At 65.3% G+C, this 11318-nt stretch carries 13 protein-coding genes and 2 pseudogenes; 9 read left to right on the top strand and 6 right to left on the bottom strand.

The window, feature by feature from the left end; genetic code table 11:
* The 3 genes and pseudogenes from RAD15_RS43205 to sseA form a co-directional block, all read left to right on the top strand.
* A pseudogene (locus RAD15_RS43205) lies at positions 1-298 on the top strand (VWA domain-containing protein); the annotation flags it as partial.
* A 147-nt stretch (positions 299-445) separates the two neighbouring features.
* Complete coding sequence (locus RAD15_RS43200) at positions 446-859, top strand: rhodanese-like domain-containing protein (protein ID WP_458184761.1); 414 nt, start codon at positions 446-448, stop codon at positions 857-859.
* Positions 860-1056: 197 nt separating this feature from the next.
* Positions 1057-1914 (top strand): 3-mercaptopyruvate sulfurtransferase, encoded by an 858-nt coding sequence (gene sseA, locus RAD15_RS43195; RefSeq protein ID WP_458184760.1) that lies wholly within the window; start codon positions 1057-1059, stop codon positions 1912-1914.
* A gap of 64 nt (positions 1915-1978) precedes the next feature.
* Here sseA and RAD15_RS43190 read toward each other — a convergent pair whose 3' ends face one another.
* Positions 1979-2716, bottom strand: a complete 738-nt coding sequence (locus RAD15_RS43190; RefSeq protein ID WP_458184759.1) for a hypothetical protein — start codon at positions 2714-2716, stop codon at positions 1979-1981.
* 366 nt (positions 2717-3082) lie between these two features.
* Here RAD15_RS43190 and RAD15_RS43185 point away from each other — a divergent pair, with 366 nt between their 5' ends.
* Positions 3083-4273, top strand: coding sequence for a L,D-transpeptidase family protein (locus tag RAD15_RS43185; RefSeq protein WP_458184758.1), 1191 nt, complete (start codon positions 3083-3085; stop codon positions 4271-4273).
* Positions 4274-4331: 58 nt separating this feature from the next.
* On the opposite strand, the gene RAD15_RS43180 is transcribed toward RAD15_RS43185, so the two are convergent.
* Together RAD15_RS43180 and RAD15_RS43175 are read right to left on the bottom strand one after the other, a co-directional pair.
* On the bottom strand, positions 4332-5294 hold the full coding sequence (locus RAD15_RS43180; RefSeq protein WP_458184757.1) for a D-2-hydroxyacid dehydrogenase family protein: 963 nt from the start codon (positions 5292-5294) through the stop codon (positions 4332-4334).
* A gap of 131 nt (positions 5295-5425) precedes the next feature.
* Positions 5426-5641, bottom strand: coding sequence for a hypothetical protein (locus RAD15_RS43175; RefSeq protein WP_458184756.1), 216 nt, complete (start codon positions 5639-5641; stop codon positions 5426-5428).
* Positions 5642-5875: 234 nt separating this feature from the next.
* On the opposite strand from RAD15_RS43175, the gene ettA reads away from it, so the two are divergent.
* A complete protein-coding gene (gene ettA, locus RAD15_RS43170) occupies positions 5876-7525 on the top strand; it encodes an energy-dependent translational throttle protein EttA (protein WP_458184755.1) in 1650 nt (549 codons plus the stop codon).
* Positions 7526-7532: 7 nt separating this feature from the next.
* Positions 7533-8759, top strand: coding sequence for a lytic murein transglycosylase (locus RAD15_RS43165; protein ID WP_458184754.1), 1227 nt, complete (start codon positions 7533-7535; stop codon positions 8757-8759).
* A gap of 77 nt (positions 8760-8836) precedes the next feature.
* On the opposite strand, the gene RAD15_RS43160 is transcribed toward RAD15_RS43165, so the two are convergent.
* Both RAD15_RS43160 and RAD15_RS43155 read right to left on the bottom strand, forming a co-directional pair.
* Positions 8837-9118 carry a hypothetical protein gene (locus tag RAD15_RS43160; RefSeq protein WP_458184753.1) on the bottom strand — a complete coding sequence of 94 codons (282 nt, stop codon included), beginning with the start codon at positions 9116-9118 and terminating at the stop codon, positions 8837-8839.
* A 211-nt stretch (positions 9119-9329) separates the two neighbouring features.
* Positions 9330-9653 (bottom strand): hypothetical protein, encoded by a 324-nt coding sequence (locus RAD15_RS43155; RefSeq protein WP_458184752.1) that lies wholly within the window; start codon positions 9651-9653, stop codon positions 9330-9332.
* A 135-nt stretch (positions 9654-9788) separates the two neighbouring features.
* Here RAD15_RS43155 and RAD15_RS43150 point away from each other — a divergent pair, with 135 nt between their 5' ends.
* From RAD15_RS43150 to bfr, 3 genes are all read left to right on the top strand, one after another.
* Positions 9789-10091 carry a hypothetical protein gene (locus RAD15_RS43150; protein ID WP_458184751.1) on the top strand — a complete coding sequence of 101 codons (303 nt, stop codon included), beginning with the start codon at positions 9789-9791 and terminating at the stop codon, positions 10089-10091.
* A gap of 162 nt (positions 10092-10253) precedes the next feature.
* On the top strand, positions 10254-10526 hold the full coding sequence (locus tag RAD15_RS43145; protein WP_211412057.1) for a (2Fe-2S)-binding protein: 273 nt from the start codon (positions 10254-10256) through the stop codon (positions 10524-10526).
* A gap of 133 nt (positions 10527-10659) precedes the next feature.
* The gene (bfr, locus tag RAD15_RS43140) at positions 10660-11148 is read left to right on the top strand and encodes a bacterioferritin (RefSeq protein WP_092021671.1); all 489 of its coding nucleotides are present in this window, start codon (positions 10660-10662) and stop codon (positions 11146-11148) included.
* 38 nt (positions 11149-11186) lie between these two features.
* Here the strand turns inward: bfr and RAD15_RS43135 are convergent.
* Positions 11187-11318, bottom strand: a pseudogene (locus RAD15_RS43135) (IS481 family transposase); the annotation flags it as partial.

The raw sequence follows: 11318 nt of genomic DNA, 5'->3' as shown, positions 1-11318 counted from the left end.
CGTGCTGCACAAATACCCGCACGACTACAAGGTCGTGTTCGTCGGCGACGCCTCGATGTCGCCTTACGAGATCATGGTGCCCGGCGGCTCGGTCGAGCACGTCAACGAGGAGCCCGGCTCGGTCTGGCTCGACCGCATCATCCGCACCTATCCGCATTCGGTGTGGCTCAACCCGGTCGCTCAGAAGCACTGGGACTATTCGGAATCGACCACCATCATCAAACGCATCTTTGCGAACCGCATGTACCCGATCACGATCGAGGGTCTTGAGGGTGCGATGAAGGAGTTGACGCACTAGCTTCTTGTCATTCCGGGGCGCGCGTAGCGCGAACCCGGAATCTCGAGATGATCTACTGCTGCTCGAGATTCTCTGGTGCGCAATTGCGCACCGTAGTTTGCGACGTCGTCGCGCCCCGGAATGACAGCAAAGAAGAGGGAGAACCACATGCCCCAAAACATCACCCGCGGCATCAAGGCGCTGATCGACGAGGCCAATGCCGAGATCGAGACGCTCTCCGCCAAGGATGCCATCGAGATCTCCAAGAACGGCGATGTCGTCATCGTCGACATCCGCGATCCCCGCGAGATCGAGCGCGACGGCCGCATCCCCGGCGCGTTCGCCTGCACCCGCGGCATGCTGGAATTCTGGATCGATCCGCAAAGCCCCTATGCCAAGCCGATCTTCCAGGAGGACAAGAAGTTCGTCTTCCACTGCGCCGGCGGCCTGCGCTCTGCGCTCGCGGCCAAGACCGCCAAGGACATGGGCTTGAAGCCCGTCGCCCACATCGCCGGCGGCTACGCCGCCTGGCGCGATGCCGGCGGTGCGACCGAGCAGTGGGAGCCGAAGAAGAAGGGGTGAGGGGGAGTTACTGCTCTCTCCACCCGTCATTCCCCGCGAAGGCGGGGAATCCAGTACGCCGCGGCTTCTCGGTTGAATCACAGCTGTCTCGGAGTACTGGATCGCCCGGTCGAGCCGGGCGATGACAGCAGAGTTTGACGCGCGCTGCTTCAATCTCACTGGCGGTGTGCGCGCCCCGGAATGACAAGGAAAAGCCAATGACCACCGCCACCGATCCCCTCGTCTCCACCGAATGGCTCGCCGCCCATATCAGCGATCCCAACGTCAAGCTGCTCGACGCCAGCTTCAAGCTGCCGGGCATGCTGCCGCTGCCGAAGGACGACTATCTCGCCGCGCATCTGCCCGGCGCCGTGTTCTTCGACGTCGATGCGGTGTCCGATCATTCCAACCCGCTGCCGCACATGTATCCGAGCGCTGAGCAGTTCGGCCGCGATGTCGGTGGTCTCGGCATCTCCAATGCCGACACCGTCGTGCTCTACGATGCCGGCGGTTGGGTCGCAGCGCCCCGCGCGTGGTGGATGTTGCTGGCCTTCGGCCACAGCAATGTGCGCATCCTCAATGGCGGTCTGAAGAAGTGGCGCGCCGAGGGGCGCCCCGTTGAGAGCGGCGAGGTGAAGCCGAAGCCCGCGACCTTCAAGGCTAGCTATGATCCGAAGCGCGTGCGCAGCATGCAGCAGCTGATCGCCAACGTCGAAAGCCGGGCCGAGCAGGTGATCGACGCGCGCGCCGCCGATCGTTTCGAGGGCCGCGCGCCCGAGCCGCGCGCGGGCATCCGCTCCGGCCACATCCCCGGCGCCCGCAACGTGCCCTATAATCAGCTGTTCGATGCAGCGACCGGCACCATGAAGCCGCTCGACGATCTCCGCGCCGCCTTCGCGAATGCCGGCGTCAAGCTCGACGCGCCGATCGTGACGAGCTGCGGCTCCGGCGTCTCGGCCGGCGTGCTGACGCTCGCGCTCTATCGCCTCGGCATCACCGACACCGCGCTCTATGACGGCTCGTGGTCGGAATGGGGCCAGGACAAAGGCCCGCCGATCGCGACCGGGCCGGCGTAAGCTCGTCGCCATGGCGACGGTACGCTCCCTCTCCCCGTAAGCGGGGAGAGGCGAAGAAGGGGCACTACCGCGTGCGCGTGGTCGTCGTAGCGAAGGTCTGCTGCGGCTGCCCGAACGGATCGAGCTGCTGCTGCAGCTGCTGAGGCGGCGGACGCAGCACCACGCGGTGCCGCTTCTTCGCCTTCGCCTTGCGCTTGGTGGCCTTGCCATCCGGCGTGCTGACGTCCGCCTTGGCCTTGGCCGGCGGATCCTTCCAGGCCGTGGTCGCGGGGTCGTTCAGCGCGGCCAGCTTGGCCGAGGCGACATCGATTGCGGAGGAGACGAGGGCGGCGCTGGGGTCGGCCGGTGCGCTTGCGGCTGGCTTGGCCTCGGGGATCGATGCCGTGGTATCGGCAGCGGTGAGCGTGTCGGTGGGCGCGGGCGCTGCGGCTTCCGCCGTTGTCTCGGTCCTGGCCGGTTCGGTCGCGGGGGTGTCAGTCGGAGGCTGAGCCTCGGCCTCGGTCGTCAGCGCGGCGACCGGCTCAGGCTCGCTCGCAGGCAGTCCGATCGTCGGCACCTGGTCGCGCAGCGACGGCGTGGGCTCGGGCGTGACCTCCGGCTCCGCCCGCAGTACCGCGAGCACCGGCTGGGCCGGCTCGGGCGCCTGCGCAAACACCTGCTCCTGCGGGCCGTTCCGCCAGGCGGGGTTGCTGACATACTGCTCATGGCTCGCCCGCAGCAGCGCGGCGGCGCCCAGGCCGAACACCAGGATGGAGGTTGACAGCAGGATCGCGGCAAACAGGAAGCGAAAGCCGGGAAGCATCGAGGGGTTACGAATTTCCGCCCCGGCGGGTGGCGACCGGGACCCAAGAGCCATCTGAACGCGGTGACGGTACTGCTTGCCGCGTTCGCCACGCGGAATCCGAGCTCAAATCGGTGGCGAATCAGGCTGATTCGAACATATCGCAACGCCTCCGCGCCGTTCCCTTAAATTCGGGGCCGGAGACTCCGGCAATCTACGGCCTGATGCGATTTCCGCCCCGTGATGCAACGGGGCAACTGTGTGCGGGCGCATCACAAATCGCTAACTCAGGCACAAATCAGCCTGTAATGTCTTGAATGTGCCGCTATCTTCGGCCATCTGGCCGTTAACGGTCCGATGGGGTCCGGGGACTATACAAGAGCGATGATGATCAAACATTTTCTGACGATATGCGCTGCCGCAACAGTCGCTGCGGCGGGAACCTCGCTCGCACAGGCTCAGAGCTATCCGGTCCAGCAGGCGCCGGGCTATGGCGCGCCGTCCGAATATCGCCCCGGTGACCGCACGCCGAATTTCGACGCGCTGGAAGATGACGACGACGCGATGCCGCAGGCCTCGCTGCCGCCGCCCGGCCCGGTCGACGATCCCCGCTATGGCCGCCCCGCCGGCCCGCCGGTCTACTCGGCCGCCCCGCCGCAGGGGCCGGTGATGTCGCCGGATGATCCCCGTTATGGCCGTCCGGCTGGCGCTCCGGTCTATTCGGCCGCGCCGCAGCAGGGCCCGGTGATGTCACCCGATGATCCCCGCTACGGCCGCCCCGCCGGTCCGCCGCCGGTGATCTACGCCAACCGTCCGGGCCAGGGACAGGCTCCCGCCAGTGACGGCCTGCGTCCGCCGGAGGCCGTCGGTGGTCCCGCCGCGACCGGAACGGTCCAGGCCGGGCAGCCGCCGGTTGGCGCCGATGGCCGGCCGATGACGGTCGCTTCGCTGCCGCCCGAGGAGCAGCCTGATGCGGCTCCCGCCCAGCTGGCGCCGAACCTGCGCCGCCAGGAGGTCTCGTTCCAGACCAAGGAGCCGGCCGGCACGCTCGTGGTCGATACTCCGAACACCTACCTCTATTACGTCCTCGGCAATGGCCGCGCCGTCCGCTATGGCGTCCGCGTCGGCCGCGACGGCTTCACCTGGACCGGCGTGCAGAAGATCACCCGCAAGGCCGAGTGGCCGGATTGGCATCCGCCGACGGAGATGATCGAGCGCCAGCCCTATCTGCCGCGCTTCATGGCCGGCGGCCCCGGCAATCCGCTCGGCGCCCGCGCGATGTATCTCGGCTCGACCGTCTACCGCATCCACGGCACCAACCAGCCCTCGACGATCGGCAAGTTCGTCTCGTCCGGCTGTATCGGCATGCTGAACGAGGACGTCTCGGACCTGTTCGACCGGGTCAAGGTCGGCACCCGGGTGGTCGTGATGCCGGGCGGTCCGGCGCCGGGAACGGCGACCGCCTCCGCCGCGCCGGCACCCGCTGGGCCGGCTCCGATGGCCGCCCAGGCCGGTCCGGTCCCGGGCACGCAGCCGACCGTGGTGCCGCCGCTGCCCGCGCCGGTCACCGTGCGCTAGGCGCTGCGATACAATTCAAGATTAGCGAAGGGCGTGCCGTCGGCACGCCCTTTTCATTTCAGGCCAGCTTGCGCGGCAGCTCGCTGCCCTTGGTGAAGGCATCGATCGCCTCGACCATCTGACCGTAATGGATGCGCAGGCCGTCCTCGGTCGCGTAGCCGAGATGCGGCGTCAGCACGAGATTGTCGAGCTTGCGGAAGGGATGGTCGACCGGCAGCGGCTCGACCGCGAAGACGTCGATGCCGGCGCCTGCGATCTTGCGCTGCTGCAACGCCTCGAGCAGCGCCTGCTCGTCCACGATCGGCCCGCGCGCGGTGTTGACCAGGAACGCTGTCGGCTTCATCCGCGCGAGATCGGCAGCTCCGACGAGGCCCCGCGAACGCTCGCTCAGCACCACATGGATGGTGATGATGTCGGCCTTGGCGAACAGCTCCTCCTTGGTGGCGTAGCCGACGCCGGCCGCCGCGCACTTCTCCGGCGTGAGATTCGGGCTCCAGGCGATCACGTTCATGCCGAACGCCTTCGCAATGCCGGCCATCTTGCTGCCGAGCTTGCCGAGCCCGACGACGCCGAGCGTCATCCCCTCGATCTCGACGCCGGCGAAGGTCTGCCAGGGCTCGCCCGCATGCATGCGCGCATTCTCGCGGCCGATGCCGCGGGTCAGCTCCAGGATCAGGCCCATGGTCAGCGGTGCCGTGGGATCGCGGGAATATTGCGTGCCGCCGATGACGATGCCACGCGCCTTGGCGGCCTCCATGTCGATCGCGGCGTTACGCATGCCGGAGGTCAAAAGCAGCTTCAGCTTCGGCAAGCTCTCGAACAGGCTCTTGGGGAACGCGGTGCGTTCGCGCATCGCACAGACGATGTCGAAGTCGGCCAGCGCGCTGGCCGCGGCCTGTTCCGAGGTGAAGGGATGGCTGAACACGGTGACGTCGATGCGGTCGGACAGCTTCGGCCAGTCGGCGACGTCGAGGGCGAGATTGAAATAGTCGTCGAGAATTGCACAGCGCAGCCGGCTCATCAGCGTTCATCCATGGCGAGAGGTGACGGCGCTGGGCGGGCGCCATCGTCGGAACCGGGGCCATGGTTGCGCGCAATCAGCCTCGCGCGCAAGCAGCTTGCGTCTTCAAAATTCCGATAGGGGGAAGTGGCTCAGAGGTCGCGGGGCTTGAGCCGGACCGGCGCATCCATGCCATGCTTGGCGCGCCAGGCGGGGCCGGGGCCGCGCATGTAGTGCAGCTCGGGCCGGTAGGGGTTGAAGGCGGTGGCGAAGAAGCGCTTCCAGAAGCCCTTGAGCTCCGAGACGACCGCGGAGGCGCGTCCGGCTTCGGCCGGAACAGGAAGAGAGTGGGTCTCGATCAGAGCCATGACGCTGTCTCGCTGTGCTCCCCGTTCGTTCTGAGCGGGTGGCGCTGTTTCCGCGCGAAACCGAGCTTTGGCCTGCTTTATTAAAAAATGGTTTCAATTGTCCGGATCGGTGGCGGGATGGTGTCCGTCCCGTATTCATCCGTGGTGAACGGAGGGAAAACATTGCCCTTTGGGGGCGGGATCGTTACATCGGCGGCAAGCAAATTTCCTCAAATCGAAGGTTTCACGGGACCGATGGCGCGCCAGTTCATCTATTTCATGCAGGGCCTGACCAAGAGCTACCCGACCCGGAAGGTGCTCGATAACATCCATCTGTCGTTCTACCCGGACGCCAAGATCGGCGTGCTCGGCGTCAACGGCTCGGGCAAGTCGACGCTGCTCAAGATCATGGCTGGCCTCGACAAGGAGTATAACGGCGAGGCCTGGGTCGCGCAGGGCGCCCGCGTCGGCTACCTCGAGCAGGAACCGCATCTCGATCCCGCACTCAACGTGCGCGAGAACGTCATGCTGGGCGTCGCCAAGCAGAAGGCCATCCTCGATCGCTACAACGAACTGGCGATGAACTACTCCGAGGAGACCGCCGACGAGATGACCAAGCTGCAGGACGAGATCGAGGCCCAGGGCCTCTGGGATCTCGACAGCAAGGTCGACCAGGCCATGGACGCGCTGCGCTGCCCGCCCGACGATGCCGACGTGACGAAGCTATCCGGCGGTGAGCGTCGCCGCGTCGCGCTGTGCAAGCTGCTGCTCGACCAGCCCGAGCTGCTGCTGCTGGACGAACCGACCAACCATCTCGACGCCGAGTCGGTGTCTTGGCTCGAAGGCCATCTGCGCACCTATCCCGGCGCGATCCTGATCGTGACCCACGATCGCTACTTCCTCGACAACGTCACGAGCTGGATTCTCGAACTCGATCGCGGCAAGGGCATTCCCTACGAGGGCAATTACTCGTCCTGGCTGGTGCAGAAGCAGAAGCGGCTGGAGCAGGAAGGCCGCGAGGACGCCGCGCACCAGAAGACAATTGCACGCGAGCAGGAATGGGTCGCGTCCTCGCCGAAGGCGCGCCAGGCCAAGTCCAAGGCGCGCTACCAGCGCTATGAGGATCTGCTCAAGCAGGCGAGTGATAAGCAGACCCAGACTGCGCAGATCATCATTCCTGTCGCCGAGCGGCTCGGTGCCAACGTGGTCGATTTCGAAACCCTCAGCAAAGGCTATGGCGATCGCCTGCTGATCGACGATCTCACCTTCAAGCTGCCGCCGGGCGGGATCGTCGGCGTGATCGGCGCGAACGGCGCCGGCAAGACCACACTGTTCAAGATGATCACCAAGCAGGAGACCCCGGACAAGGGCACCATCACGGTCGGCGAGACCGTGCATCTTGGTTACGTCGACCAGTCGCGCGACGCGCTCGACGGCAACAAGAACGTGTGGGAAGAAATCTCCGGCGGCAACGAGCTGATCCTGCTCGGCAAGAAGGAAGTGAACTCGCGCGGCTATTGCTCGTCGTTCAACTTCAAGGGCGCCGATCAACAGAAGAAGGTCGGTGCACTCTCCGGCGGCGAACGCAACCGCGTGCATCTCGCCAAGATGCTGAAGTCCGGCGCCAACGTGCTGCTGCTCGACGAACCGACCAACGATCTCGACGTCGACACGCTGCGCGCGCTCGAAGAGGCGCTGGAGGATTTTGCCGGCTGCGCCGTCATCATCAGCCATGATCGCTGGTTCCTCGACCGCATCGCGACCCACATCCTGGCGTTCGAAGGTGAGAGCCATGTCGAATGGTTCGAAGGCAACTTCCAGGACTACGAGAAGGACAAGATGCGCCGGCTCGGCCAGGACAGCATCATTCCGCACCGCGTGAAGTACAAGAAGCTGACGCGGTGATGGCGGCATGATGCGGCGGGCGCTCATCGCTGCGGTGATCGTGGTCACCTGCGGATGGTCGTCCGCCCGCGCCGCCGACGCCGCCTTCACGCAATTCATCGCCTCGCTCTGGCCGGAGGCGCAGGCCGCCGGTGTGTCGCGGGCGACGTTTGATGAGCAAACGCGCGGGCTCGAGCCCGATTACAAGCTGCCTGATCTGATCCTGCCGGGCCGGCCCGCGACCGGCGCGCCGTCGCAGGCCGAGTTCGTGCAGGTGCCCGCCGACTACGTCAAGGAAGCCTCGATCGCGCGCCTTGCGGGTGAGGGACAGCGGCTGCTTCAAAAATATCGTCCGGCGCTCAGCGAGATCGAAAACAAATCCGGCGTGCCGGCGACGGTGATGCTGGCGATCTGGGGCCGCGAGACCGACTACGGCCGCTACACGCTGCCTTACGATCTCGTGCGCGTGCTGGCGACGCAGGCCTATGTCGGCCGGCGCAAGGACACCTATCGCAACGAGTTCATCCTCTCGCTGAAGATCCTCGGCGAAGGCGTGGTGACGCGCAAGGACATGCGCTCGTCCTGGGCCGGTGCCACCGGGCTTACGCAGTTCCTGCCGTCCGAATATTACAAGCACGGCGTCGATTTCGACGGCGACGGCCGCATCGACATCTGGCGCTCGGTGCCGGATGCATTGGCGTCCGCCGCACAGCAGCTCGTCAACAAGGGCTGGCAGAGCGGCGTGCGCTGGGCCTATGAGGTGCAGGCGCCCGCCAAGGTCGATTGCACGACGGGCGTGCCCGAGGTGACGAAGCCGATCGGCCAGTGGCTGCGCGAAGGTTTTGTGCCGGTGCGCGGGCAGAAGCTGAGCGCCGCTGAACAGGCGCAGCCGGCCTCGCTGCTCCAGCCCGAAGGCATCTACGGCCCGTCGTTCCTGACCACGAAGAACTACTTCGTCATCAAGGAATACAATTTCTCCGATCTCTACGTGCTGTTCGTCGGCCATCTCAGCGACCGCATGACGAGCCCACTGCCGTTCGCCTCATCGTGGTCCGCCTCCAAGCAGCTGCGCACCAAGGACGTCGAGACCATGCAGCGCGGGCTCACGCGCGCCGGGCTCTACAAGGACAAGATCGACGGCAAGGCCGGCATGCAGACGCGCGCCGCGCTCGGCGCCTATCAGAAGTCGGCGGGCCTCAAGGTCGATTGCTGGCCGAGCGAAGAGGTGCTGCGCTCGATCCAGGCGGCGCGATAGCGCGGGACCAAAGAAAAAGCCCGGCCGAGATACTCGGCCGGGCTTCGATCGCGGCGCGCATGCGCCGGGCGATCAGATCAGTAGCAAACGCGAACCGGGCGAACGACCCAGCCGTAACCGTCCCAATAGCGCTGGCGCTGCCAGTAGCAGGGCGCGGGCGGCGGGGGCTCGGCCACGTACACCGGGCCGCCATAGGCGGGACGGCTCGACGCGATGGCGCCGCCGACGATGGCGCCACCGATCAGGCCAGCTGCAAGGCCGGCGCCGACGCCGTCATGGGCCTTCGCGGACGGAGTGGCGGTGACCAGCGAACCGGCGACCGTCGCAACCGTGAGGGCGGCAACTAAAGTCTTCTTCATGCTCTTGGCTCTCCTGGGAGATGGGTTCCTCTTGTTAGAGGCGCCCGGGTTTCAAAGGTTCACGCACACGCTGATGGAATTGGCCTTGCAGCTAGGAAGCGCGCAAATGGTCAATCCACGGTAAACGCACACGGAGCTGTGACGAGAAAAAGCGGTCTTTTTCAGGCCCGGAGATGAACGGCGCATCCGTAGTGAACCGGCTGTTGGCGCCTTAGCCACAGACTCTGACGCGACGGACGCGCCAGGCATAGCCGTCCCAGAAGCGCTGCTTCTGCCAGACGCAGCCGTTGCCGTAATAGTCGTCGGCAACATAACCCGGTCCCGGTGCGTAGTAGCGGGGCGGATAGTAGCCCGGTTCGTAATAGCCAGGTCCTGGTCCGTAATAATACGGAGATGCCAGCGCGCCGCCGACAATGGCGCCGCCGATGATGCCAGCCGCCACGCCCGCAGCGACGCCGCGCTGCGCGTGGGCTGGCGTGCCGGCCGAAAGGGCCAGGACGGCGACGGCAGCGACTGCCAGGAGCGACTTCTTCATCGGTTAGACCTTTCGCACAAACACGCGGGAACTCTTTGGGAGCAGAGTTCCATATTTCGCTTGAATGATCAATGAACGGCACCTTTGCCGGGCCCGACCAATTGGTACGGACCGCAGGTCTGCAAGGAGACGGCGATGGGCAGTGCCATGATGAATACCCTGATCGCGGCGGGGGTTATCTTCGCGATTGGCTTCGGTTGGTTCACCCACGTCCATAATCGTGGCCAGCGACGTTCACGGGCGGCGGCCGGCGGCGAGGGCGGAGGTGGCGACAGCTATTCCGGACCGAGCGACGGCTTCTCGCTGGGGAGCTGGTTTTCCAGCGACAGTTCGGGCAGTTCGACTGACAGCGGCAGGTGCTCCAGCAGCGATAGCGGCAGCAGCGGCGGTGATTGCGGAGGCGGCGGCGACGGTGGGGGAGGTGGTGGCGGCGACTAGGTCCACCGCAACCTTGATCCAGCGCAACACCATGTTTTAGAGCCGTTCTAGGCTGGTTCCGGGGTCAGTTTGGAATAGCTTCAAATACCGGTTTTTCCTTTTGCATCCGGGCGGCCCCTTAAATATCGATGATGACGCATCACCGAAGGGCCTGCCGCTTCCATGATCGTTTGTTCCTGTAACGTGCTGAGCGATGACGACATCCGCGCTGCGGTCGCCGAGTCCGACGACGCCGTGCGCCATGCCAAGCAGGTCTATGGATGCCTCGGCTGCAGCGCCGAATGCGGCCGCTGTGCCCGGACGATCAAGACCATCATCGACGAAGCCCTCGGCCCCTGCGCCAAATCCTGCTGCTCCGGTTGCCCGCACAGCCACACCGTGGCCGCCAATGACGAGACGGCAGAGCTCGCCCAATTCGCCCTCGCGGCCTGCTGAAATCTTCCGCACTATCAGTTGAGCTTTTCCCCGGCTGTGGCCCCGTAGCTGGTTGTCCCCGCGTACAAAGTCATTTAGAAGCGTTCTAAGTTCGGTTTAGGGCCGATTTGGACTGCAAGAGCTGGAGTGAACCATGCAGGGCGACGCAAAAGTCATCGACTATCTCAACAAGGCGCTGCGTCACGAGCTGACTGCGATCAACCAGTACTGGCTGCACTACCGCTTCCTCGACAATTGGGGCCTGCGGGACATGGCCAAGGTCTGGCGCAAGGAGTCCATCGAGGAGATGGAGCACGCCGACAAGCTCACCGAGCGGATCCTGTTCTTCGACGGCTTCCCGAACATGCAGGTGCTCGATCCCCTGCGCATCGGCCAGAACGTCAAGGAGATCATCGAGTGCGACCTCGCCGCCGAGATGAGCGCGCGGGCGCTCTACCAGGAGGCGGCCGGCTATTGCAACAGCGCCAAGGACTACGTCACGCGTGACCTGTTCGAGAAGCTGATGAGCGACGAGGAGCACCACATCGACTTCCTCGAAACCCAGCTCGACCTGATCGGCCGCATCGGCCTCGAGCTCTACACCCAGAAGCACGTCGGCGGGCTCGAGGGCGAGGGGCACTAAGCTCCCGGCTCTGGCCGCACACTCGGCGTCGTCCCGGCCTAGTTGTGGAGCCTCAAGAGGTTGTCCTTGGACAAACCGAGCCTGCTGATCGGCGTTTGGGAGTCTATACCACCGTGGGGTCTGTGCCAGTTGTATTGGTGTAGCCAGACCGGCAGTTCTTGGGCGCGCCG

The organism is Bradyrhizobium sp. 14AA, assembly GCF_054185205.1.
The sequence above is the reverse complement of the archived record's forward strand: the minus strand, read 5'-3'. Positions and strand labels throughout refer to the sequence as shown.

Bases quoted from the DNA above. Each gene is read 5' to 3' on its own strand.
- RAD15_RS43150 (WP_458184751.1), top strand. From the start codon at position 9,789: ATGGGCAGTGCCATGATGAATACCCTGATCGCGGCGGGGGTTATCTTC.
- RAD15_RS43185 (WP_458184758.1), top strand. From the start codon at position 3,083: ATGATCAAACATTTTCTGACGATATGCGCTGCCGCAACAGTCGCTGCG.
- RAD15_RS43175 (WP_458184756.1), bottom strand. From the start codon at position 5,641: ATGGCTCTGATCGAGACCCACTCTCTTCCTGTTCCGGCCGAAGCCGGA.
- RAD15_RS43200 (WP_458184761.1), top strand. From the start codon at position 446: ATGCCCCAAAACATCACCCGCGGCATCAAGGCGCTGATCGACGAGGCC.
- RAD15_RS43190 (WP_458184759.1), bottom strand. From the start codon at position 2,716: ATGCTTCCCGGCTTTCGCTTCCTGTTTGCCGCGATCCTGCTGTCAACC.
- RAD15_RS43160 (WP_458184753.1), bottom strand. From the start codon at position 9,118: ATGAAGAAGACTTTAGTTGCCGCCCTCACGGTTGCGACGGTCGCCGGT.
- RAD15_RS43165 (WP_458184754.1), top strand. From the start codon at position 7,533: ATGATGCGGCGGGCGCTCATCGCTGCGGTGATCGTGGTCACCTGCGGA.
- sseA (WP_458184760.1), top strand. From the start codon at position 1,057: ATGACCACCGCCACCGATCCCCTCGTCTCCACCGAATGGCTCGCCGCC.
- RAD15_RS43145 (WP_211412057.1), top strand. From the start codon at position 10,254: ATGATCGTTTGTTCCTGTAACGTGCTGAGCGATGACGACATCCGCGCT.
- bfr (WP_092021671.1), top strand. From the start codon at position 10,660: ATGCAGGGCGACGCAAAAGTCATCGACTATCTCAACAAGGCGCTGCGT.
- RAD15_RS43180 (WP_458184757.1), bottom strand. From the start codon at position 5,294: ATGAGCCGGCTGCGCTGTGCAATTCTCGACGACTATTTCAATCTCGCC.
- RAD15_RS43155 (WP_458184752.1), bottom strand. From the start codon at position 9,653: ATGAAGAAGTCGCTCCTGGCAGTCGCTGCCGTCGCCGTCCTGGCCCTT.
- ettA (WP_458184755.1), top strand. From the start codon at position 5,876: ATGGCGCGCCAGTTCATCTATTTCATGCAGGGCCTGACCAAGAGCTAC.